Source organism: Pseudomonas sp. IT-347P, from assembly GCF_949768005.1.
Classification (GTDB): Bacteria; Pseudomonadota; Gammaproteobacteria; order Pseudomonadales; family Pseudomonadaceae; genus Aquipseudomonas.
This window is the reverse complement of sequence record NZ_CATKPQ010000005.1, coordinates 1-23,739: the sequence shown is the minus strand read 5'-3', so window position 1 is coordinate 23,739 and position 23,739 is coordinate 1. Positions and strand designations below refer to the sequence as shown.

Below are 23,739 nucleotides of genomic sequence, written 5' to 3'. Positions count from 1 at the left end.
TGAAAGGATGGGGGAATCAACCGCGCTTGGCGTACAGCTTCGGCTCGCCCGGTGGCCGGCTCTTGAAGCGGCGATGCGCCCACAGGTATTGCTCGGGGCAGGCACGCAAGGCGCTCTCGACCCACTGATTGATGCGGATGCAATCGGCTTCTTCGGTCTCGCCGGGGAAATCTTCCAGCGGCGGATGAATCACCAAACGATACCCGCTGCCGTCAGCCAAGCGTTCCTGAGTGAACGGCACCACCAACGCCTTGCCCAGACGGGCAAATTTCGTTGTCGCGGTAACAGTCGCTGCCTGAATGCCGAACAGCGGCACGAAGATGCTCTGCTTGGCGCCGTAATCCTGATCCGGTGCATACCAGATCGCGCGACCGGAACGCAGCAGTTTGAGCATGCCGCGCACGTCGTCACGCTCCACCGCCAGCGAATCGAGATTGTGCCGCTCGCGACCGCGACGCTGGATGAAGTCGAACAGCGGGTTTTTGTGTTCGCGGTACATGCCGTCGATGGTGTGCTGCTGACCGAGCAACGCCGCGCCGATTTCCAGCGTGGTGAAATGCGCCGCCATCAGGATCACGCCTTTGCCTTCGCGCTGGGCTTTTTGCAAATGCTCCAGGCCTTCGACGTGGGCCAGCTTCGCCAGACGCTCGCGCGACCACCACCAGCTCATGGCCATTTCAAAAAAGGCGATACCAGTGGAGGCGAAATTTTCCTTGAGCAGGCGCTTGCGCTCCGCGGCGGATTTTTCCGGGAAGCACAGCTCAAGATTGCGCTTGGCAATGCGCCGCCGGTCGCCGGCCACGCGATACATCAACGCGCCCAAAACTCGACCGATGGTCAGCAAGGCCGGATACGGCAACTGCACGATCAGCCATAAAAACCCCAGACCGCACCAGAGCGGCCAGAAGCGTGGCGATAAAAATGCTTTTCGAAAACGCGGGCGATCCATTAAAGCTTCCGTAAATACAGTGGCCGCGCATTCTACATCGTTCGACCCGGCTTGCGGCCTGCGGGCGTTCTCGTTATAAGTCTCGGCACTTTTAGTGACAAGCCGTTGTATGCCGACATGAGCCAAACCGAACCGTTAGACCAAGATCCCGTATTCCAGCTCAAGGGCAGCATGCTGGCCATTACTGTGCTGGAACTGGCCCGGAACGACCTCGAAAGCCTCGATCGGCAATTGGCCGCCAAAGTTGCCCAAGCGCCGAACTTCTTCAGCAACGCGCCGCTGGTTCTGGCGCTGGACAAACTGCCGCCGAGCGAAGGTGCCGTCGATCTGCCCGGCCTGATGCGCGTGTGCCGTCAACATGGCTTGCGCACCCTGGCGATTCGCGCCAGCCGCATCGAAGACATCGCCGCCGCCATCGCCATCGACATTCCGGTGCTGCCGCCATCCGGCGCCCGTGAGCGGCCGCTGGAAACCCCGGAAGCCGAAGTCAAAAAGAAGCCGGAAAAGCCACCCGAGCCAACGGTCAAACCTACCCGCGTCATCACCACGCCAGTACGTGGTGGCCAACAGATATATGCCCAGGGTGGCGATTTGGTCGTGGTGTCTTCGGTCAGTCCGGGGGCGGAACTTCTCGCCGATGGCAACATCCATGTATACGGCCCGATGCGTGGTCGGGCGCTGGCCGGCGTGAAGGGTGATACCAAGGCACGGATTTTCTGTCAGCAATTGAGCGCTGAACTGATCTCCATCGCCGGTCATTACAAGGTTTCCGAAGATTTGCGTCGCGACCCTATGTGGGGCTCGGGCGTACAGGTCAGCCTGTCGGGCGACGTGTTGAACATCATTCGGCTTTAACGGATACTGCCGCATTTTCCAAGCATCTCTAAAACGTAGCGAAAACGGCTCAAACGAAGTAGGAAAAAGGCTCAACGCCGAATTCCAGCCAAGGCTGTCCGACTGCAGTAGTTTTCAAGAGATGTTTTTCAGGGGCTAAAAAGTCCTTCTTCCTTAGGGGTGAAACACCTTGGCCAAGATTCTCGTGGTTACATCCGGCAAGGGTGGTGTGGGTAAGACCACCACCAGCGCCGCTATCGGTACCGGCCTCGCTCTGCGCGGCCACAAAACAGTGATCGTCGACTTCGACGTGGGCTTGCGTAACCTTGACCTGATCATGGGTTGCGAGCGCCGCGTGGTGTATGACTTCGTCAACGTGGTCAACGGCGAAGCCAACCTGCAACAGGCGCTGATCAAAGACAAGCGCCTGGAAAATCTCTACGTACTGGCCGCCAGCCAGACTCGCGACAAAGACGCGCTGACCGTCGAAGGCGTGGAAAAAGTCCTGATGGAGCTCAAGGAGCAATTCGAGTTCGTCGTCTGCGACTCCCCGGCCGGCATCGAAAAAGGTGCGCACCTGGCCATGTACTTTGCTGACGAAGCGATCGTCGTGACCAACCCGGAAGTGTCTTCGGTACGAGATTCGGACCGCATGCTCGGCCTGCTGGCGAGCAAATCGCGTCGCGCCGAACGTGGCGAAGACCCGATCAAGGAACACCTGCTGATCACCCGCTACCACCCGGAGCGTGTTGAAAAAGGCGAGATGTTGGGCGTTGAAGACGTCAAGGAAATCCTCTCGGTCACCCTGCTCGGCGTGATCCCGGAATCCCAGGCAGTGCTTAAAGCATCCAACCAGGGCGTCCCGGTGATTCTCGACGACCAGAGCGATGCCGGTCAGGCTTACAGCGATACCGTCGACCGCCTGTTGGGCAAAGAAAAAGCCCACCGTTTCCTCGATGTCGAGAAGAAGGGATTCTTCGAGCGCCTGTTTGGAGGTAGGTAATGAACCTTTTTGACTTCTTTCGTGCCAACAAAAAGCCAAGTACCGCCTCGGTAGCGAAAGAGCGTCTACAGATCATCGTGGCGCATGAGCGCGGCCAGCGCAGCACGCCGGATTACTTGCCAGCCTTGCAGAAGGAACTGGTCGACGTGATCCGCAAGTACGTCAACATCGGCAACGACGACGTACATGTTGCACTGGAAAGCCAGGGCAGTTGCTCGATTCTGGAACTCAACATCACCCTGCCTGATCGCTGAGTCGATCCGGCAGGAACGACGGCGGTTCAGGGCCATCCCCATGCGGGAATGGCCCTGAACCGCCGTTGGCATTTGTTACGAGGCTGTTTTAATGCCGCTGTCCAACATCCGCATCATCCATCAGGACGCCGCCGTGCTGGTGGTCGACAAACCGACGTTGCTGCTCTCGGTGCCCGGTCGCGCCGACGACAACAAGGATTGCCTGATTACCCGTCTGCAGGAAAACGGCTACCCGGAAGCGCGCATCGTCCATCGTCTGGACTGGGAAACCTCCGGCATCATTCTGCTCGCGCGTGACGCCGATACGCATCGCGAACTGTCGCGCCAGTTTCATGACCGCGAAACCGAAAAGGCCTACACCGCACTGGCCTGGGGCCAACCGGAACTCGACAGCGGCAGCATCGACCTGCCCCTGCGTTACGACCCGCCGACCAAACCGCGCCACGTGGTTGACCACGAATTCGGCAAACATGCGCTGACCTTCTGGCGCGTGCTGGAGCGTTGCGGTGACTGGTGTCGCGTCGAGCTGACCCCGATCACCGGCCGTTCGCATCAACTGCGCGTGCACATGCTGTCGATCGGGCATCCGCTGCTCGGTGATGGCCTCTACGCCCACGAGCAGGCCCTGGCGGCATGGCCACGCTTGTGCCTGCACGCGAGCATGCTCAGCTTCACCCATCCGCAAACCGGTGAGCGCCTGCGTTTCGAGTGCCCTGCGCCGTTCTGACAAACCACACTGCCCCCCTGTGGGAGCGAGCTTGCTCGCGAAAGCGGTATTACATTCAACATTGATGTTGACTGATCAATCGCTATCGCGAGCAGGCTCGCTCCTACACGGATCCGGTGCAGATTCAATTCCCCGACCGATGCGTTAAACTCCCGCCCATTGCTGTCTGGAGTTTCTTATGCGCGAAGAGTTGAACCAAGGCCTGATCGACTTTCTCAAGGCCTCCCCTACCCCGTTCCACGCCACCGCCAGTCTGGTTCAGCGTCTGGAGGCTGCCGGTTTCGTGCGCCTCGACGAGCGCGAGCCATGGACCACCGAGCCTAACGGCCGTTATTACGTCACCCGTAACGACTCTTCGATCGTCGCGATCAAAATGGGCCGCACTTCGCCACTGCACGGCGGCATCCGCCTGGTCGGCGCACACACCGACAGCCCGTGCCTGCGGGTCAAGCCGCAGCCGGAACTGCAGCGTCAGGGCTTCTGGCAACTGGGCGTTGAAGTCTACGGCGGCGCGCTGCTGGCACCGTGGTTCGACCGCGATCTGTCGTTGGCCGGCCGCGTGACCTTCCGCCGCGACGGCAAAGTCGAGAGCCAGTTGATCGATTTCAAAGCACCGATCGCGATCATTCCCAACCTGGCCATTCACCTCAATCGTGAAGCCAATCAGGGCTGGGCGATCAACGCGCAGACCGAACTGCCACCGATCCTCGCGCAATTTGCCGGTGACGAGCGCGTCGACTTCCGTGCCGTGTTGACTGATCAACTGGCTCGTGAACATGGCCTGAACGCGGACGTCGTACTCGATTACGAGTTGAGTTTCTACGACACACAAAGCGCTGCAGTCATCGGTCTCAACGGTGATTTCATTGCCGGCGCGCGCCTCGATAACCTGTTGTCGTGCTACGCCGGTCTGCAAGCCTTGCTCACCGCCGAAACCGACGAAACCTGCGTGCTGGTGTGCAACGACCACGAAGAAGTCGGCTCCTGCTCGGCCTGCGGCGCTGACGGCCCGATGCTTGAACAGACCCTGCGTCGTCTGCTGCCGGAAGGTGACGAGTTCGTTCGCACCATTCAGAAGTCCCTCTTGGTCTCGGCCGACAACGCCCACGGCGTGCACCCCAACTACGCCGAGAAGCACGACGCCAACCACGGCCCGAAACTCAACGCCGGCCCGGTGATCAAGGTCAACAGCAACCAGCGCTACGCTACCAACAGCGAAACCGCCGGTTTCTTCCGTCATCTGTGCATGGCCGAAGAAGTCCCGGTGCAAAGCTTCGTGGTGCGCAGCGACATGGGCTGCGGCTCGACCATCGGCCCGATCACCGCCAGCCATCTGGGCGTGCGCACCGTCGATATCGGCCTGCCGACGTTCGCCATGCACTCGATCCGCGAACTGTGCGGCAGCCACGACCTGGCCCATCTGGTCAAAGTGCTGAGCGCGTTCTACGCCTGCCGCGAGTTGCCCTGAAAGCTTCGCGAGCAAGCTCGCTCCCACCCTGGAATGCATTCCAAACTATGGGAGCGAGCCTGCTCGCGAAAGCGCCAGTTCAGACAATACAAATATCATCTCTGCACTGACTCGATTCTGATACACATCAGAACATCTCAAGCAAAACCGACCTAGACTTACATCATTCATTTCGACAAGGCAGTCTCCATGATCTCGATGTCTTCGTTCCACGCCATGCTCATTCCCATCCTGTGTGGAATGATCCTGCTGGCGATCGGCTTCAACTTCCGTGACAAGAACGCCGGCGTCTTTGCCATGTGGATCGGCATGCTGATGATCCTGGCCACCGTGGTCTACAAGATCCTCGCCAAACTCAACGAATAAATCCGCGCCCGGCTCGCATTGATCGGATGGGCCTCGTACACTCCAGCGAATCCGCCCCTTGCGAGGTTGACCGCCTAGTGTTCGCTCGTCTTTTTGCTTTGCCCAATCTGTTCCTTGTCTGCCTGATGGCGTTGTTGCCGCTGGCGCCCGCCCACGCAGTTGGTTTGCCCGGTCTGCTCAACACCAACAAGGCGCAGCCTGAAGCCCAGGAGCCGCTCGGCCAGTCCCTTGACGAAGTCATCAAGTCGCTGGAAAACGACAAGCAACGCGCACAGCTGCTGAGCGATCTGAAGAAGCTGCGCGACGTCACGAAAAAAGCCCAGGCCAGTCCAGAAGAAGGCGTGCTCGGCCTGATCGGCGGCACCCTGTCCAACTTCGAAAAACAATTCACCGGCGCCGACAGCCCGCTCAACCGCTGGGGCAACGAGTTCGACCTGGCCAAGGACGAACTGAGCGCGATGCTGCTACCGGCCAGCGAATGGCTGCCGATCATTTTCGGTTTCGCCATGATCCTGATGGTCTGGAGCCTGCTCGCCGCCGCACTGATCTGGCTCGGGCATCGGGTGCGCATGCGCTTCGGCCTCACCGAAGAACTGCCGCAGCACCCCAAGGCCCTCGACATGCTGCGCTTCGCTTTGCGCAAGCTGGGGCCGTGGCTGATCGCGTTGGTGATGACCGTTTACATGAGCTACGCCTTGCCATCGTCTCTGGGTAAAAGCCTGGCGATGGTGCTGGCCTATGCACTGGTGGTCGGCACCTGTTTCTCGGCGATCTGTGTGATCGCGTTTTCCCTGCTCGACGGCCCGCATCGCCATCGCGCGCTGTACATCTTGCGTCATCAGGCATTCCGGCCGCTGTGGCTGATCGGCAGTTTTGCCGCGTTCGGTGAAGCGTTGAATGATCCGCGTCTGATCGAAAGCCTGGGTGTGCATCTGGCGCACACCGCCGCGACCATCGCCAATGTCCTCGCCGCGCTGTCGACGGGTCTGTTCATCCTGCGTTTCCGTCGGCCGATCGCGCACCTGATCCGCAACCAACCGCTGTCACGACGCCTGACCCGCCGCGCCCTCAGCGACACCATCGAAATCCTCGGCACTTTCTGGTACGTGCCGGCGCTTGTGCTGGTCGGTATCTCGCTGTTCGCCACGTTCGTCTCCGCCGGCGACACCAGCACCGCCCTGCGCCAGTCGCTGATCTGCACGGTGTTGCTGGTGTTGTGCATGGTGATCAACGGCCTCGTGCGCCGTCATTCCCTTAAACCACAACGCGGGCCGAAGCGTCACGCGCTGTATTCCGAGCGCCTGAAAAACTTCTTCTACACCCTCGCACACCTGCTGGTCTGGCTGGTCTTCATCGAACTCGGCCTGCGAGTGTGGGGCCAGTCGCTGATCGGTTTCGCCGAAGGCGAAGGGCATGATGTCAGCGTCAAATTGTTCAGCCTGATCGGCACGCTGATTTTTTCCTGGCTGATCTGGATCCTCGCCGACACCGCCGTACACCACGCCCTCACCCGTTCGCGCAAAGGTCTGGCGAATGCCCGCGCACAAACGATGATGCCGCTGATCCGCAACGTGCTGTTCGTGGCGATTTTCATCATTGCGCTGATTGTCGCGCTGGCGAACATGGGCATGAACGTCACGCCGCTGCTGGCCGGTGCCGGCGTAATCGGTCTGGCCATCGGTTTCGGTGCACAGTCACTGGTCGCGGACCTGATCACCGGCCTGTTCATCATCATCGAAGACTCGCTGGCCATCGATGACTACGTCGATGTCGGCGGCCACCTCGGCACCGTCGAAGGCCTGACCATCCGCACCGTACGCCTGCGCGACATCGACGGCATCGTCCACACCATCCCGTTCAGCGAAATCAAAAGCATCAAGAACTACTCGCGGGAATTCGGCTACGCAATCTTCCGTGTGGCGGTGCCGTACAACATGGAAATCGACGACGCGATCAAACTGATGCGCGAAGTCGGTCAGAAGATGCGCACTGATCCGCTGCAGCGGCGCAATATCTGGTCGCCGCTGGAGATTCAGGGGGTCGAAAGTTTCGAATCCGGTAGCGCGATTCTGCGCGCGCGGTTCAAGACGGCGCCGATCAAACAGTGGGAAGTTTCCCGGGCCTTCAACCTGTCGCTCAAACGCCATCTCGACGACGCCGGACTTGATCTGGCAACGCCGCGCATGAGCGTGCAAGTGATCACTGCCGGTGGCGGTCAGCCGAAGGAATAGCACTCAGGCGCGCGGTTGCAGTCACAGGCCGGGAAGCCAGACAACAATAATGAAGGAGAAACCCGATGCAACTGACGCGCATTGCCCAAGCCGTTCTACTTACCCTGTTTGCCGGTCACGCCGGTGCCGCCACGTTAGAAAGCACCCGCACAACGATCGCCGAACAGGCGCAAAAGCTCGAACCGGAACTGCTGGAAACCCGCCGTGACATCCACGCCCATCCGGAACTCGGCAACACCGAAAAGCGCACCGCCGAGCTGGTTGCCAAACAACTCAAGGCCATGGGCCTGGAAGTCAAAACCGGCGTCGCCCGCACCGGCGTGGTTGCCGTTCTCAAAGGCGCCCTGCCCGGCCCGACCGTGGCCTTGCGCGCCGACATGGACGCGTTGCCGGTCAAGGAGGTCTCCGACCTGCCATTCGCCTCGAAAGCCAAAGGCACCTACCTCGACAAGGAAGTCGATGTCATGCACGCCTGCGGCCACGATGCCCACACCGCGATCCTGCTGAGCACGGCGAAAATTCTCACGGGCCTGCGCGACACCCTGCCCGGCACCGTGGTGTTCTACTTCCAGCCCGCCGAGGAAGGTCCGAGCGACTTTATCCCCGACGGCAAAAACACCTGGGGCGCAAAAATGATGGTGCAGGAAGGCGTGATGAAATCGCCCAAGCCCGACGCCGTCTTCGGCCTGCACGTCTGGACTGGCGTCCCCGCCGGCCAGATCGCCTACCGCCCAGGCGCAACCCTGGCCAGCTCCGACGACCTGCGCATCAAAATCCTCGGCAAACAAACCCACGCCGGCCGCCCGTGGGACGGCATCGACCCGATTACCGTCGGCGCACAAACCATCGTCGGCCTGCAAACCGTGGTCAGCCGGCGCACCGACATCTCGTCCTATCCTTCAGTGGTCAGCATCGGCACCATTAACGGCGGGACGCGCTACAACATCATTCCCGAATCCGTCGACATGACCGGTACGATCCGCTCCTACGACTATGGCATCCGCCAAAAACTACATGCCGACGTACGTCAGACCGTGGAAAAAATCGCCGAAAGCGGCGGTGCGAAAGCTGACGTGACCATCATCGAAAAATACGACCCAACCATCAACAACGCGGCGCTGGCGGAAAAAATGCTGCCGACGTTGAAGTGGGCGGCCAAGGGTGATGTGGTGAATGCACCGCTGGTGGGGGGCGCGGAAGACTTCTCGTTCTTCGCCAAGGAAGCGCCGGGGCTGTTTGTGTTTCTCGGCGTGACACCGAGGGATCAAGACATGAGCAAGGCTGCGCCGAATCACAATCCGGGTTTTTTTGTGGATGAGTCGGCGCTGGTGGTGGGTGTGAGGACGTTGGCCTCGCTGGCGACGGATTATTTGTATGCCAATGCGGGGGCAGACAAATAGGAATGAGGTGACTGTGGGGGCGCCTTCGCGAGCAAGCTCGCTCCCACATTTGGACCGTGTGCAGCCAGTTAGAAATTGGTCGGCTGTCAGGCCGCCATCGCGAGCAGGCTCACTCCTACATTTGGAACGTGTGCAGCCTGCCAGAAATGGGGCAGCTGTCAGGCCGCCATCGCGAGCAGACTCGCTCCCACATTTGGACCGTGTGCAGCCTGCCAGAAATTGGTCGGCTGTCAGGCCGCCATCGCGAGCAGGCTCACTCCTACAATTGGATCGCGTGGAATCTGCGAAAATCAGGTCGGCTGTCAGGCCGCCATCGCTGGCAAGCCAGCTCCCACAAGGATTGAATCCAACCGGTAAACCTATACCGCTTCTGCTTCTCACCACTCAACACAATGAGCGCAAGCTCGAGTACCGCTTTTGATCTTGATCCACGGGCGACGTCGGAAGGCTGAGTGGAGGGATTGATCCGGGGGCGGGAGCGCAGCGACCGTTTGGCGCAGCCAAACACAGCGAGAGGAGGTGCAGCGAAGCAAACCGGAGACGCTGCGCCCGGATCGATCCCGCAGCGAAGGAACCCCGAGCCCCAGCGAGCGGGCCGCACGCAGGAGCAAGCCTTTTTGGTTACTTTTTCGGCGCCTGGAAAAAGTGACCCGCCGTAAGGGCGGAACCCTAATCAGCAACACCCGCAGCAACGGATATGCCCCCAAAACGATCAAACCACATCAACCCCAACGTGAATCGCATCATGCCGCCAAAACTCCAGATCACAATCAATCAACCGCTCATGCTGATCATAATTGACCCGAGCAATCCGTAACCCCGGACTCCCCACCGACACCCTTAAGGCCGCCGCCGCATCCACCGACAACGACGTAGGCACGATCTCAAAGCGCACCCGCCCATAGTGCAAATCGTAATGCCGCGCATACAACTCGGTCATCGACTGATTCAAATCAAACTCAAGAATCCCCGGAAAAAACTGCGGATTCAGATAGTGCTCCACATACAACACCAACCGCCCATCAATGCGCCGCGACCGGCAAATCTGAATCACGCTCGACAACGCCGGCAACTGCAACCACGCACACACCGCCGCCGACGCAGGTTGCAAGCGCGCCGAAATCACCTCGGTCGACGGCACCCGCCCCTGCGCACTGACCATCGCGTGAAAGTGGCTGCGCTGCATCAGGTTATAGGCCAGACGCGGCGGCGAGACGAACCAGCCACGGCGCTCCTCACGATAAATCTGCCCCTGAGCCTCCAGTTGCAAAAGCGCCTCACGCACGGTAATCCGCGTCGTACCGAACAACTCACTGAGCTTGCGCTCGGCCGGCAACTTGCTGCCCGCCGCCAACAGTCCATGATCGAGTTGCTCCTGCAACACCTGACCAATCGCTGTCACCGCTTTTGTTGCCTCATCGCGCATCAACGTTACCTATCTGGACTAGACCAGCACTGTTTCAGGGCAAAACCGCACGGCGATCAAGCCGTTTCGTGATGTTGCAAGCCTAGGCAGTGCAGATGACCGAGAGATGACAAAACTACCGAACGGTCGTCTTCACGACTTGCAATACATCGGCCAAGTCCCTTGCTCCACGGGCCTTTGGGCATGGTCTACGCTTATCGAGCAGCCGCCAATACCGGGCAAATAAAAGGTCTGACACAAGGCCGCCGACATCAAAGTGTCATCCAGCGCCCTTAAATTGGCTCAGGTATTGCTGACCTAGACCAACACATACCGCAATCGCAGCGTTGAACACGACCAAGGAGCTTCGGAATGAAACAGCTTTTCCTGGCAACACTGTTAGGCTCGACCATTGCAATGTGCACCTCCGCCATGGCGGCCGGCACCGATCTGAAAACCCTCGAGGCCGCTGCGAAAGCGGAAGGCGCCGTCAACAGCGTCGGTATGCCCGATGACTGGGCCAACTGGAAAGGCACCTGGGAAGACCTGGCCAAAACCTATGGCCTGAAACACATCGACACCGACATGAGCTCGGCTCAGGAAATCGCCAAGTTCGCCGCAGAAAAAGACAACGCCACCGCCGACATCGGCGACGTCGGTGCCGCCTTCGGCCCGATCGCGGTCAAGCAAGGCGTGGTGCAACCGTACAAGCCAAGCACCTGGGATCAAGTCCCGGACTGGGCCAAGGACAAGGACGGCAACTGGGCACTGGCCTACACCGGCACCATCGCATTCATCGTCAACAAAAAACTGCTGCACGGTTCCGAAGTACCGACCAAGTGGGCTGACCTCAAGGGCGGCAAATACAAAGTTTCGATCGGTGACGTGAGCACCGCCGCCCAAGCGGCCAACGGCGTACTCGCGGCGGCACTGGCCAACGGTGGCGACGAAAAAAACATCAAGCCTGCCCTGCTGCTGTTCGCCGACATCGCCAAACAGGGTCGCCTGTCGATGGCCAACCCGACCATCGCCACCATGGAAAAAGGCGAGATCGAAGTCGGCGTGGTCTGGGACTTCAACGGCCTCAGCTACAAAGCGAAGATGGCCAACCCGGATGACTACGTGGTGCTGATTCCCTCGGACGGTTCGGTGATTTCCGGCTACACCACGATCATCAACAAGTACGCGAAAAACCCGAACGCCGCCAAGCTGACCCGCGAATACATCTTCAGCGACGCCGGCCAGACCAACCTCGCCCGCGGCAACGCCCGTCCGATCCGCGCCGAACACCTGCAACTGCCGGAAGACGTGAAAGCCAAACTGCTGCCGAACGAGCAGTACAAAAAGGTCACTCCGATCAAAGACGCCGATGCGTGGGAAAAAACGTCGAAAGCTCTGCCACAGCAGTGGAACGAGGAAGTCATCGTCGAGATGAAATAACACTGCAGATCACCATTGGGTGACCTGTTGAAGATCCAAATGTGGGAGCGGGCTTGCTCGCGAAGGCGTCGTGTCAGTTACATCACTGTTGAATGATGTACCGCTTTCGCGAGCAAGCCCGCTCCCACAGGGGGATTGAGTGGATTTCGGAATATTTGAATTTCGCGGAGTTTTTGCCCCTATGAAGCACAACGTCATCCTTGTCGTGCTCGACGGCCTCAACTACGAGGTCGCGCGTCACGCCATGGGGCATCTGCAGGCTTATGTTGGCGCAGGACGCGCCGCGCTCTATCAGTTGGAGTGCGAACTGCCGGCCCTGTCCCGACCGCTCTATGAATGCATTCTCACCGGCGTGCCGCCGATCGACAGCGGCATCGTTCACAACGACGTCTCGCGCTTGTCCAACCAGCGCAGCATTTATCACTACGCCCGCGATGCCGGTCTGACAACCGCCGCCGCGGCGTACCACTGGGTCAGCGAGTTGTACAACCGCTCACCGTTCGTAGCCGCTCGTGACCGGCACACCGACAATCTGTCGCTACCGATCCAGCACGGGCACTTCTACTGGAGCGATCATTATCCGGATTCGCACCTGTTCGCCGACGCCGAAAACCTGCGCCTGCGCCACGCACCGGATTTCCTGCTGATCCACCCGATGAACATCGACGACGCCGGGCACAAACACGGCCTCGACTCTTCGCAATACCGCAATAGCGCGCGTTTCGCCGACATCATCCTCGCCGACTATCTGCAGAGCTGGCTCGACGCCGGCTATCAGGTATTGGTGACCGCCGACCACGGCATGAACAATGATCGCTCGCACAACGGCCTGCTGCCGGAAGAACGTCAGGTGCCGTTGTTTGTCCTCGGTGACGCATTCAGCCTCAACGCTGGCGCGGCCCCCAAGCAAACCGAGATCTGCGGCACCGTCTGCGAACTGCTCGGCGTGCCTCACGACAAACCTGTGTGCCGGGAGTTACTCAAGTGAATTCGATGACTCGCGGCAAATGGCTGGCGGCGCTGTGCCTGGTGCCGTTCGCACTGTTCTTTATCGTCTTTGAAATTGCCCCGCTGGTCTGGGTGATGATCAATAGCCTGCAATCGGAAGAGTTCGGCTGGGGCTTCGCCAACTTCAGCAAGATCTTCAGCTCGAAGTTCTACTTGCAGGCAATCCAGTACAGCCTCGAGATCAGTTTCTGGTCGAGCGTGTTCGGCATCTTCATCGCCGTCCTCGGGGCCTACTCGCTGCGTCGCGTCGATTCGAAACTGCGCAATTTCGTGAATGCCTTCGCCAACATGACCAGCAACTTCGCCGGCGTGCCGCTGGCCTTTGCCTTCATCATCCTGCTCGGTTTCAACGGCAGCATCACCATTATGCTCAAACAGTCGGGGATCATTCAGGATTTCAACCTGTACTCGAAAACCGGGCTGATCATCCTCTACACCTACTTCCAGATTCCCCTTGGCGTGCTGCTGCTCTACCCGGCCTTCGACGCCTTGCGTGAAGACTGGCGCGAGTCCGCCGCGCTGCTCGGTGCCAACGGCTGGCAGTTCTGGCGGCACATCGGTCTGCCGGTGTTGACCCCGGCGCTGCTCGGTACGTTCGTGATCCTGCTGGCCAACGCCCTCGGCGCCTATGCCACGGTGTACGCATTGACGACAGGCAACTTCAACGTGCTGCCGATCCGTATCGCGGCGATGGTCTCCGGTGACATTTCCCTCGACCCGAATCTGGCCAGCGCCCTGGCCGTGGTGCTGGTGGCACTGATGACCATTGTCACCGTCGTGCATCAACTGCTGTTGAAGAGGAGCTACCATGTCTCGCGCTGAATCCGGCCCGGCCGGCCTCTACCACCGCGTCGTGGTTTACCTGCTGTTCGCAATCCTCTTGCTACCCCTCATAGGCACGCTGATCTATTCGATCGCCAGCAGTTGGTCGGCGACCATCCTGCCCAGCGGCTTCACCTTCAAGTGGTACATCCAGTTGTGGAGCGATCCGCGCTTCCTGCACGCCTTCGGTCAATCGTTGCTGGTCTGCGTCGGCGCGCTGGTGCTGTCAGTGGTGCTGATTCTGCCGCTGCTGTTCGTCGTGCATTACCACTTCCCGAAACTCGATGCGCTGATGAACATCCTCATCCTGCTGCCCTTCGCGGTGCCACCGGTGGTGTCCTCGGTGGGACTGTTGCAGCTCTACGGTTCCGGGCCGATGGCAATGGTCGGTACGCCGTGGATTCTGATCGGTTGCTACTTCACCGTGGCGCTGCCGTTCATGTACCGGGCGATCACCAACAACCTGCAGGCGATCAACCTGCGCGACCTGATGGACGCCGCGCAACTGCTCGGCGCCAGCACCTTTCAAGCGGCGGTTCTGGTGGTGCTGCCGAACCTGCGCAAAGGCCTGATGGTGGCGTTGCTGCTGTCGTTCTCGTTCCTGTTCGGCGAGTTCGTGTTCGCCAATATTCTGGTCGGCACGCGCTACGAAACCCTGCAGGTGTACCTGAACAACATGCGCAACAGCAGCGGCCACTTCACCAGTGCGCTGGTCATCTCGTATTTCTTCTTCGTGCTGGTCCTGACCTGGATCGCCAACATCTTGAACAAGGACAAAAGCGAATGAGCTATGTCAGCGTCCAACACCTGCAGAAAAGCTATGCGGGCACCACGGTGTTTAGCGACATCGATTGCGAGATCAACAAGGGCGAGTTCGTTACCTTGCTTGGCCCGTCCGGTTGCGGCAAGTCCACGCTGCTGCGCTGCATCGCCGGCCTCACGTTGGTCGATGGCGGCAAGATCCTGCTGGATGGCGTCGATATCGTGCCGCTGAGTCCGCAAAAGCGCGGGATCGGCATGGTGTTTCAGAGCTATGCGCTGTTCCCCAACATGACCGTCGAGCAAAACGTCGCCTTCGGTTTGCGCATGCAAAAGGTCAATGCCGACGACAGCCATAAACGCGTTTCCGAGGTGTTGAAACTGGTTGAACTGAACGACTTCGCCAGCCGCTATCCGCATCAGCTTTCTGGTGGCCAATGCCAACGTGTTGCCCTCGCCCGTTCGCTGGTGACCCGCCCGCGCTTGTTGCTGCTGGATGAACCACTGTCGGCACTCGATGCACGGATTCGTAAACACCTGCGTGAACAGATCCGGCAGATTCAACGCGAACTCGGCCTGACGACGATTTTCGTCACCCACGATCAGGAAGAAGCGCTAACCATGTCTGACCGGATTTTCCTGATGAATCAGGGAAAAATCGTCCAGAGCGGCGATGCCGAAACCTTGTACACCGCGCCGGTCGATGTGTTCGCCGCCGGGTTCATCGGCAACTACAACCTGCTCGATGCCGCCGACGCGTCGAAGCTGTTGCAGCGCCCGATCAACCACCGCATCGCCATTCGCCCGGAAGCCATCGAACTGAGCCTTGAAGGCGAACTCGACGCGCAGATCCGCAGCCACAGCCTGCTCGGCAACGTGATCCGCTACCGGATCGAAGCGCGCGGCGTGGAACTGGTGGTGGATGTGCTCAACCGCTCCGCCGCCGATCTGCATCCTGATGGTCAGCGACTGGCACTTTCCATCGATCCGACGGCCCTGTGTGAGGTAGCCTGATGACTTTGCTGACGTTGAAGAGAGAACTGCACTGATGGCCCTGGCAATCTTTGATCTGGACGAAACCTTGATCCACGGCGACTGCGCCACCCTCTGGAGCGAGCAGATGGGGCGCCTGGGCTGGGTCGATCCCGAGTCGTTCATGCGCCGCAACAACGAACTGATGGACGCTTACAGCCATGGCAAATTACGCATGGAAGAGTACATGGCATTCAGCCTCGAACCGCTGATCGGCCGCACGCCGGAAGAAGTCGATCATTTGGTCGGGCCGTGGGTGGAAGACTTCATCGAACCGATCATCTTCAGCGACGCGACCAAGACCATCGCCGCCCACCGCAAGGCGGGAGACCGGATTCTGGTGATCTCGGCGTCGGGCACGCACCTGGTCAGACCGATTGCCGATCGCCTTGGCATCGACGAGATTTTAGGCATCGAACTGGAAGTCGCCCATGGCGTGTACAGCGGCAACACCGTTGGTACCCTGACCTACCGCGAAGGCAAGATCACGCGCTTGCTGGAATGGCTGGATGCCGAAGAAGAAAACCTGGAGGGCGCGAGTTTCTATTCTGACTCACGCAATGATCTGCCGTTGTTGCTGAAGGTGGATTTCCCGCACGTGGTGAATCCGGATCCAGTGCTGCTGGAACACGCGGAAAAAGCCGACTGGCCAATCCATCTCTGGAAATGACAAAGATTTAATCTACGATTGCAGGCTGACATCCCGAACCTGAGTTCGACACCATGTGTCAGGTCGATGTACCTCGACAGAACAACCCGGTCAGTCCCCTCTCCCTTTGGGAGAGGGTTAGGGTGAGGGGCTTTTTGCCTTGATCTCAGCTCAGACTTTCGTCAATCACCAATACCAATTTTCCAGAAACGGTATTACTCGCCAACTCCGCAAACGCCGCCTCGGCATCCTTCACCGCAAACGCCCTGGCCAACTGCGGACTCAACCGCCCTTCAGCAAACAGCGGCCACACCTGCTGCCCTAGATCACTCAACAGATCCGCCTTGAACTGATCATCGCGACTGCGCAACGTCGAACCCAGCAGTTGCACTCGCTTGGCCAAGACCTGCGCCAGATCCAGTTTCGCCTCGCGCCCGCCCATCAAACCGATCAACACCCAGCGCCCATCCAGCGCCATCAGCTTCAGGTTCAAAGCCGAGTAATTGCCGCCGACCGGATCGAGGATCACATTGAACGGCCCGAAATCACGCAAGCTCTCCAGATCATCGGTGCGCACCACCCCGCCCTGCGCGCCGAGTGCTTCGCAGTAAGCCAGCCGCTCGGCCGAACCGACGCTGACCCAACACGGATTGCCGAACGCCTTGCACAACTGAATGGCGGCTGAACCGATTCCACTCGCACCGGCATGCAGGAGAACTTTCTCACCCGGTTTGAGCGCCGCAAGTTGAAATACATTCAACCAGACTGTTGCATAAACCTCAGGCAATGCGGCGGCTTCGATCAGCGCCACGCCTTCGGGAACCGGCAGCACGTGCCGTCCGTCGACGACCACCTCTTCGGCCATCCCGCCCCCGGCCAGTAAGGCGCAAACCCGATCGCCGACCTGCCACGCACTGCCCGCGCCGACCTCGCTGATGACCCCGGAGCACTCAAGACCGAGCACTTCGCTCGCTCCTGGCGGTGGCGGATAGAGCCCCGCTTTCTGTAATAAATCGGCGCGATTGAGGCCCGCTGCCGCCACTCGGATGCGGACTTGTCCTACATCGCACGTAGGACTCGGCTGTTCAACCCACGCCACTTGACCGTCAACGCCTTGCAATGCCTTCACAGTGCCTCCATAGTGAGTCTGGACTGAGCCCGAAGCTGTAGCGCCGGGCTTTTTGCATTATGCGACCGGCTCTCGTAGAACCGGCGACTTCAAAGACGGCCTAATATGCGTTATCAATTGTCCCCGCGTCGAATCAGCATGAAGCATTTGCTCCCCAGCACCGCCCTCGCTCTTTTCATCGGTATCGGTTTGTTGCCGGTGTCGGGCACTACATTCGCAGCCAACAGCTGGGACAAGTTGCAGCCTGATCGCGATGAAGTCATCGCCAGCCTGAACGTCGTCGAGTTGCTCAAGCGTCACCACTACAGCAAGCCGCCGCTCGATGATGCGCGCTCGGTGATCATCTACGACAGCTACCTCAAGCTGCTGGATCCGTCGCGCAGCTATTTCATGGCCAGCGACATCGCCGAATTCGACAAGTGGAAGACCCAGTTCGACGACTTCCTCAAAAGCGGCGACCTCAACGCCGGGTTCACCATCTACAAGCGCTACCTGGACCGCGTCAAGGCGCGTCTGGACTTCGCCCTTGCCGAGCTGAACAAAGGCGTCGACAAGATGGACTTCACCACCAAGGAAACCTTGCTGATCGATCGTAAGGACGCCCCTTGGCTCAAATCCACCGCTGAACTCGACGACCTGTGGCGCAAACGCGTCAAGGACGAAGTGCTGCGGATGAAGATCGCCGGCAAAGAGCCGAAGCAGATCCAGGAAACCCTGACCAAGCGCTACAAGAACCAGCTGGCGCGCCTGGACCAGACCCGTCCGGAAGACATCTTCCAGGCGTACATCAACACCTTCGCCATGTCGTACGATCCGCACACCAACTATCTGTCGCCGGATAACGCGGAAAACTTCGACATCAACATGAGCCTGTCCCTCGAGGGTATCGGTGCCGTGTTGCAGAGCGACAACGACCAGGTAAAAGTCGTGCGTCTGGTACCGGCGGGTCCCGCCGACAAGACCAAACAGGTTGCCCCGGCCGACAAGATCATCGGCGTTGCCCAAGGCAACAAAGAAATGGTCGACGTGGTCGGCTGGCGTCTGGACGAAGTGGTCAAGCTGATCCGCGGCCCGAAAGGCACCGTGGTGCGTCTGGAAGTGATTCCGGCGAGCAATGCGCCGAACGACCAGACCACCAAGATCGTGCCGATCACCCGTGAAGCGGTGAAGCTCGAAGACCAGGCCGTGAAGAAATCCGTGCTCAACCTGAAACAGGACGGCAAGGACTACAAACTCGGCGTGATCGAGATCCCGGCCTTCTATCTCGACTTCAAAGCGTTCCGTGCCGGTGACCCGGACTACAAGAGCACCACCCGCGACGTCAAGAAGCTGCTCACCGAGCTGCAGAAAGACAAAGTCGACGGCGTGGTCATCGACCTGCGCAACAACGGCGGCGGTTCCCTGCAGGAAGCCACCGAGCTGACCAGTCTGTTCATCGACAAAGGCCCGACCGTCCTCGTGCGTAACGCCGATGGCCGTGTCGACGTACTGGAAGATGAAAACCCGGGCGCGTTCTACAAAGGCCCGATGGCGTTGCTGGTGAACCGCTTGTCCGCCTCGGCTTCGGAGATCTTCGCCGGCGCCATGCAGGACTACCACCGCGCGCTGATCATCGGTGGCCAGACCTTCGGCAAAGGCACCGTGCAGACCATTCAGCCGCTGAACCATGGCGAACTGAAACTGACCTTGGCCAAGTTCTACCGGGTCTCCGGTCAGAGCACCCAGCATCAGGGCGTGTTGCCGGACATCGACTACCCGTCGTTGATCGACACCAAGGAAATCGGCGAGAGCGCACTGCCGGAAGCCATGCCGTGGGACACCATTCGCGCGGCAATCAAACCGGCGGCCGATCCGTTCAAACCGTTCCTTGCCCAGCTCAAGTCCGAACATGACACGCGCACCGCCAAGGATGCCGAGTTTGTGTTCATCCGTGACAAGCTGGCCCTGGCGCAGAAACTGATGGAAGAAAAAACCGTCAGCCTCAACGAAGCCGAGCGCCGTGCCCAGCACAACGACATCGACGCCAAGCAACTGACGATGGAGAACATCCGTCGCAAGGCCAAAGGCGAAGAGCCGCTTAAAGAGCTGAAGAAAGAAGACGAAGACGCCCTTGCGGCCGCTGATCCGGACAAGGTCAAACCAGAAGACGATGCCTACCTGAGCGAAACCGGGCGCGTTCTGCTGGATTACCTGAAGCTGAGCAATCAGGTGGCCAAGAAGTAAGTGATGGCAATTTAGTGCTGATGATCCTCGGATCGTCATCAAACAGTCATCATTCTGTCGTGCAATAAAGGACTGGGAGCCACTCTCTTCATCGAGAGCGCTCCCAGTCCTTTTTTTTCGCCAGAGATTGCCATGACCACGACCGAACAGCTGAGTGCCTTGAGCTCGATCCTGACTCAAAGCGGATTACACAGCCTGTTCCAGCCGATCATCTGCCTCTCGGAACGGCGCATTCTCGGCTACGAAGCCCTCACGCGCGGCCCTTCCAACAGCCCTCTTCACTCGCCGATCGCGCTGTTCGCCGTGGCCCGCCAGGCCGGGCGCTTGAGCGAGCTGGAAATCGCCTGCCGCCAGAGCGCTTGCCGGCGCTTCAACGAGCAACAACTGCCGGGCAAACTGTTCCTCAACGTCTCGCCGGAATCCTTGCTTGAAGCCGCCCATCAACCGGGGCGCACATTGCAGCTGCTGCAGGATTTCGGCATTCCGCCGAGTCAGGTAGTCATCGAGCTGACCGAACAGACGCCCATCGACGATTTCCAGTTGCTGCAAACCGCCTTGCATCACTACCGTGCCATGGGCTTTTCCATTGCGCTGGATGATCTCGGTGCTGGCTACTCGAGCCTGCGTCTGTGGTCGGAGTTGCGTCCGGACTACGTGAAGATTGATCGGCACTTCATCGATGGCATTCATCAGGACGCGTTGAAGCGTGAGTTCGTTGGCTCGATCCTGCAAATCGCCAAAGCCTCTCGTGCGCAAGTCATCGCCGAAGGCATCGAATTGCCGGAAGAACTCGCGGTGCTGACTGAAATGGGTGTCGATCTGGTACAGGGTTACTTGCTCGGTCGCCCCCAGGAACACCCGTCGCGCGACGCGCGCGCCCTGATGCCCAAACACGACAGCAGCAGCGTTGCGCTGAACGAAGAAGGCAGCGACCTCAGTGCCCTGCTCAACGACCAACCGGCCATGCATCGCGACACACCCACTGCCACCGTGCTGGAAGCCTTCCGCCGTCAGGCCAACCTCAACTCACTGGCGGTACTCGACGAACAAGGCCAACCCTGCGGCATCGTCCACCGTCACTCGTTGTCGGATGCCCTGCTCAAACCGTTCGCCACCGACCTGTTCGCGCGCAAACCGATCAGTCGCCTGATGAACGACGACTTCCTTGCCGTGGAGATGAGCCAGTCACTGCAACAAGTCAGCCGCCTGATCACCAGCCGCGCCCGCCAACGCATCGAAGAAGACTTCATCATCACCCTCAACGGCAGCTACCTCGGCCTCGGCCGGGTAATCGATGTTCTCAAACTGATCACCGAACTGAAGATTCAACAGGCGCGTTACGCCAACCCGCTGACCTTGCTGCCCGGTAACGTACCGATCCAGCAATGCCTGACCCGGCTGCTGCAGCAGGGGCGCGAGTCGGTCATTTGCTACGTCGACATCGACAGCTTTAAACCCTTCAACGATATCTATGGTTACGGGCGCGGCGACGAAGTGCTGCTGTGCCTGGCGCAATGCCTCAACGAGCGCGTAGATCCATCCCGCGACTTCGTTGGCCATATTGGCGGCGACGACTTCCTCCTGGTCCTCGGACCGGACGACTGGCGCAAACGCCTCAATCAATTGCTCGATGACTTCCAGAGTCAGTGCCGACGGTTCTATCGCACCGAACACCTTGAGGCTGGCTGCTTCATCGCACCAAATCGCCAGGGAGTGCGGCAGGAGTTTCCGCTGTTGTCGCTGTCCATCGGCGTCGTGCATCTACAGCCCGACGCCTGCGCACACCTTGATGCCAGTCAGCTTGCGGAGATGGCTTCGCAGGCGAAGCATCATGCGAAGAATGTTCCGGGGTATAGCGTTCACTTACTGGAAAGCCTTACAACCACAGTACTCCATCAGCCACAGCTAACGGGTCAACGCTGATCCCTCAAACGACATACTTCCCTGTGGGAGCGGGCTTGCCCGCGAAGGCGTCAGTACAGTCACGCCAGGTTCTGCTTCTAATGCCAGCTACCACGTTGAGCAATCTTCCTGACTGGCTAGGTATAAATCATCAGTCCAGACTTCGGATAGGATAGAGTATATGTGTTCAAAAAAACTCTTCGGATCTTTCATCTCGCTCCAACCAAATGGGAGCAATGAATGAGAAAACGGATCATGTTTAAAAACTTTAGCAAGATCACCTATTTCTCCATCCAAAGCCTCACCCAACACGGAAAACAAGACAAATTTGTGCCGATAAGTCAGACTAGAAAATCTTTTCACGATAAACTTATATATCAGACCCACTCTATCCGAATGACACTCAGGATCGTACTCCGCCAACTCCGAGCCCAGCGTCTCCTCGCAATCGTATATATCGAACCCTCCAAGAAAATGCTTCAACTGGGGATTATATGGAACATCAAGATAGGGGTGCTTCAACATCAAACACTCTCCACCGGGTACAGGGCGTAGGGTTGTAAAGTTTCAAAATCAAACTTCATTTCAAACGCATTCATTTTAGGCATGAATCTAGGCTCTGTCGGTTCAGATGGATTAGGCTCATATCCTTCACCCACACCCTCTGCGGGCATCCGCACGACCAAATTCCCCATACTATCCTCACCCGTAAAGCGCGGCATGTTTCTGATCTCCCTGGTCAGCGCCTCATTATATGCGTTCATTTGCGCCCGATAACTAATAAACCTAGAGCTAGGAACGCCTCTGAAAGAACCCCCTGCAATATCACTTTTTTTATTTGCTGTTTGACAACCACCAAGACCACAACTTTTCCCTTCATCACTATTGACTGCACTCATAATCTTCATCTCCCATATCAAAACAATATTCAACTAACAGCAATAAAAGAACTACTAAAAAACAAAGTCTCAAACAGCCACCTAAGTTCAATACTCAAACACCAAAGCACCAAAAGATCGAGTTACTTCGCAACACTCAAGAAGTCATCCAATTCAAATAAAACTGCCGTTGCTCATCGGGATCATTTGACAAGTCCTTCTCCTCATAATCAAAGATGAATACGAGATCATCTATTGACGGTTCTCTACCGATCACCAACTCATATGCTTTCAACCCGAGAGACATCTGCGAAGACATGCTTGATGGATGAACGTTAGTCTTCGCACCCTTACAATAAAAAACCATGTCATCATTATCTTTTCTTAATGCCGCAAAACACCTATAGAAATCACTTCCAAAATACGTCTTTTTTGGCCCACCACCGAACTCGACTGTTATAGATATAGCTACACAGTCACAAGCAAGATCAATTCTCTTCTTATTGCCATTCATCACAACGTCAACTGTAAATATTTTTCTCACTTGCTTATTTCCCTGTGCGGATTAGGAATTGAGTAACCAAATTCTCTGCCGTCATCAATAATCAGTGTAGCACCAAGAATATCTTCCCTTTTAATCTGACTAGGGATGGCAATTTCCTGTTCCTTACTAAACCTATAAGATGCACCTAACTCTTTTTTCAAGTCATGGCCTGGGATCATTTTCAGTGTGTAAAGAAATCCAGGACGTGTGAAATAGCTGGTAGCGAATGCCTTCCCCATCTCCCTTGAGAGAGAGGTGCTAATAAAGTTGCTTGGAGGAAAGTCACTATCGATTGAGTGAAGAAATAGGTCGTTGCTATCTCCCTTGCTTTTAAAACCGTTTTCGAAGACTTCCGATGGGTCTTTTGCAGATCCACGATACAAGTACGTCGGTTGCGGTACAGAGCGCGCAACATATTTTTCAGTACTCTTTATTTTTGTGGTCGGGTCGTTTGACTCAAGAGTTGGCTTCTTGCATTTATCTCCACCCGGACAATTGGAACTCAACCCCAACGGATCCACCCACCCAGTGGGATTCGGCACGTACTGGTACTGATTCAACCCACCCGCCAGCTTGATCGGATCCGGCGTCAAATACCGCCCCAACCTCGGGTCGTAATACCGGTGGCGGTTGTAATGCAGCCCACTCTCCGCATCGAAGTACTGCCCCTGAAAGCGCAGCGGCTGGTTCAGGTAGTCGTCGCCGGCCAGGGTCAG

General features: G+C 58.2%; 23 protein-coding genes. 16 read left to right on the top strand and 7 right to left on the bottom strand.

Features of this window, described 5'->3' with window-relative positions; all coding sequences use genetic code 11:
- Positions 1 to 16 precede the first annotated feature (16 nt).
- The gene (locus tag ACM6IV_RS02845) at positions 17 to 949 is read right to left on the bottom strand and encodes a lipid A biosynthesis lauroyl acyltransferase (protein WP_414868641.1); all 933 of its coding nucleotides are present in this window, start codon (positions 947 to 949) and stop codon (positions 17 to 19) included.
- A gap of 117 nt (positions 950 to 1,066) precedes the next feature.
- Here ACM6IV_RS02845 and minC point away from each other — a divergent pair, with 117 nt between their 5' ends.
- From minC to ACM6IV_RS02805, 8 genes are all read left to right on the top strand, one after another.
- Positions 1,067 to 1,804 carry a septum site-determining protein MinC gene (gene minC / locus ACM6IV_RS02840; protein WP_026000431.1) on the top strand — a complete coding sequence of 246 codons (738 nt, stop codon included), beginning with the start codon at positions 1,067 to 1,069 and terminating at the stop codon, positions 1,802 to 1,804.
- Positions 1,805 to 1,973: 169 nt separating this feature from the next.
- A complete protein-coding gene (gene minD / locus ACM6IV_RS02835) occupies positions 1,974 to 2,786 on the top strand; it encodes a septum site-determining protein MinD (protein ID WP_007913953.1) in 813 nt (270 codons plus the stop codon).
- Complete coding sequence (gene minE / locus ACM6IV_RS02830) at positions 2,786 to 3,040, top strand: cell division topological specificity factor MinE (protein WP_003223146.1); 255 nt, start codon at positions 2,786 to 2,788, stop codon at positions 3,038 to 3,040. Before minD ends, minE begins: the two co-directional genes overlap by 1 nt.
- A gap of 91 nt (positions 3,041 to 3,131) precedes the next feature.
- Entirely contained in the window at positions 3,132 to 3,767 is a 636-nt protein-coding gene (locus ACM6IV_RS02825) for an RluA family pseudouridine synthase (RefSeq protein WP_007960625.1), read from the top strand.
- A 178-nt stretch (positions 3,768 to 3,945) separates the two neighbouring features.
- Positions 3,946 to 5,235, top strand: coding sequence for a M18 family aminopeptidase (locus ACM6IV_RS02820; protein WP_007919200.1), 1,290 nt, complete (start codon positions 3,946 to 3,948; stop codon positions 5,233 to 5,235).
- A 189-nt stretch (positions 5,236 to 5,424) separates the two neighbouring features.
- Positions 5,425 to 5,601: a hypothetical protein gene (locus ACM6IV_RS02815; RefSeq protein ID WP_177431475.1), complete on the top strand. Its 177-nt coding sequence runs from the start codon at positions 5,425 to 5,427 to the stop codon at positions 5,599 to 5,601.
- A gap of 77 nt (positions 5,602 to 5,678) precedes the next feature.
- Entirely contained in the window at positions 5,679 to 7,832 is a 2,154-nt protein-coding gene (locus ACM6IV_RS02810) for a mechanosensitive ion channel family protein (protein WP_414868640.1), read from the top strand.
- Positions 7,833 to 7,897: 65 nt separating this feature from the next.
- Positions 7,898 to 9,232 (top strand): amidohydrolase, encoded by a 1,335-nt coding sequence (locus tag ACM6IV_RS02805; RefSeq protein ID WP_414868639.1) that lies wholly within the window; start codon positions 7,898 to 7,900, stop codon positions 9,230 to 9,232.
- A 712-nt stretch (positions 9,233 to 9,944) separates the two neighbouring features.
- Here ACM6IV_RS02805 and ACM6IV_RS02800 read toward each other — a convergent pair.
- Positions 9,945 to 10,658, bottom strand: a complete 714-nt coding sequence (locus tag ACM6IV_RS02800) for a UTRA domain-containing protein (protein WP_007916338.1) — start codon at positions 10,656 to 10,658, stop codon at positions 9,945 to 9,947.
- Between the two features lie 351 nt (positions 10,659 to 11,009).
- Here ACM6IV_RS02800 and ACM6IV_RS02795 point away from each other — a divergent pair, with 351 nt between their 5' ends.
- The 6 genes from ACM6IV_RS02795 (at position 11,010) to ACM6IV_RS02770 (ending at position 16,368) form a co-directional block, all read left to right on the top strand.
- Positions 11,010 to 12,077, top strand: a complete 1,068-nt coding sequence (locus tag ACM6IV_RS02795; protein ID WP_007916337.1) for an ABC transporter substrate-binding protein — start codon at positions 11,010 to 11,012, stop codon at positions 12,075 to 12,077.
- A gap of 181 nt (positions 12,078 to 12,258) precedes the next feature.
- Positions 12,259 to 13,065 carry an alkaline phosphatase family protein gene (locus tag ACM6IV_RS02790; RefSeq protein WP_414868638.1) on the top strand — a complete coding sequence of 269 codons (807 nt, stop codon included), beginning with the start codon at positions 12,259 to 12,261 and terminating at the stop codon, positions 13,063 to 13,065.
- Positions 13,066 to 13,070: 5 nt separating this feature from the next.
- The gene (locus tag ACM6IV_RS02785; protein WP_414868684.1) at positions 13,071 to 13,907 is read left to right on the top strand and encodes an ABC transporter permease; all 837 of its coding nucleotides are present in this window, start codon (positions 13,071 to 13,073) and stop codon (positions 13,905 to 13,907) included.
- Complete coding sequence (locus ACM6IV_RS02780; protein WP_414868637.1) at positions 13,894 to 14,694, top strand: ABC transporter permease; 801 nt, start codon at positions 13,894 to 13,896, stop codon at positions 14,692 to 14,694. The genes ACM6IV_RS02785 and ACM6IV_RS02780 overlap by 14 nt, the downstream gene beginning before the upstream one ends.
- Positions 14,691 to 15,680: an ABC transporter ATP-binding protein gene (locus ACM6IV_RS02775; protein ID WP_414868636.1), complete on the top strand. Its 990-nt coding sequence runs from the start codon at positions 14,691 to 14,693 to the stop codon at positions 15,678 to 15,680. Before ACM6IV_RS02780 ends, ACM6IV_RS02775 begins: the two co-directional genes overlap by 4 nt.
- Before the next feature lie 34 nt (positions 15,681 to 15,714).
- Positions 15,715 to 16,368, top strand: a complete 654-nt coding sequence (locus ACM6IV_RS02770) for an HAD family hydrolase (RefSeq protein ID WP_414868635.1) — start codon at positions 15,715 to 15,717, stop codon at positions 16,366 to 16,368.
- Between the two features lie 145 nt (positions 16,369 to 16,513).
- Here the strand turns inward: ACM6IV_RS02770 and ACM6IV_RS02765 are convergent, their stop codons facing one another.
- On the bottom strand, positions 16,514 to 17,476 hold the full coding sequence (locus tag ACM6IV_RS02765; RefSeq protein WP_414868634.1) for a zinc-binding dehydrogenase: 963 nt from the start codon (positions 17,474 to 17,476) through the stop codon (positions 16,514 to 16,516).
- Between the two features lie 138 nt (positions 17,477 to 17,614).
- Here ACM6IV_RS02765 and ACM6IV_RS02760 point away from each other — a divergent pair, with 138 nt between their 5' ends.
- Together ACM6IV_RS02760 and ACM6IV_RS02755 are read left to right on the top strand one after the other, a co-directional pair.
- A complete protein-coding gene (locus ACM6IV_RS02760; protein ID WP_414868633.1) occupies positions 17,615 to 19,699 on the top strand; it encodes a carboxy terminal-processing peptidase in 2,085 nt (694 codons plus the stop codon).
- Positions 19,700 to 19,831: 132 nt separating this feature from the next.
- Complete coding sequence (locus ACM6IV_RS02755) at positions 19,832 to 21,622, top strand: bifunctional diguanylate cyclase/phosphodiesterase (protein ID WP_414868632.1); 1,791 nt, start codon at positions 19,832 to 19,834, stop codon at positions 21,620 to 21,622.
- A gap of 87 nt (positions 21,623 to 21,709) precedes the next feature.
- On the opposite strand, the gene ACM6IV_RS02750 is transcribed toward ACM6IV_RS02755, so the two are convergent.
- The 4 genes from ACM6IV_RS02750 to ACM6IV_RS02735 all read right to left on the bottom strand — a co-directional run.
- On the bottom strand, positions 21,710 to 22,126 hold the full coding sequence (locus ACM6IV_RS02750) for a hypothetical protein (protein WP_414868631.1): 417 nt from the start codon (positions 22,124 to 22,126) through the stop codon (positions 21,710 to 21,712).
- Complete coding sequence (locus tag ACM6IV_RS02745; protein WP_414868630.1) at positions 22,126 to 22,500, bottom strand: hypothetical protein; 375 nt, start codon at positions 22,498 to 22,500, stop codon at positions 22,126 to 22,128. Before ACM6IV_RS02745 ends, ACM6IV_RS02750 begins: the two co-directional genes overlap by 1 nt.
- Before the next feature lie 136 nt (positions 22,501 to 22,636).
- Positions 22,637 to 23,023, bottom strand: coding sequence for a hypothetical protein (locus tag ACM6IV_RS02740; protein WP_414868629.1), 387 nt, complete (start codon positions 23,021 to 23,023; stop codon positions 22,637 to 22,639).
- On the bottom strand, positions 23,020 to 23,739 hold a 720-nt coding region (locus ACM6IV_RS02735), incomplete at its 5' end, for an RHS repeat-associated core domain-containing protein (RefSeq protein WP_414868628.1). The genes ACM6IV_RS02735 and ACM6IV_RS02740, both read right to left, overlap by 4 nt.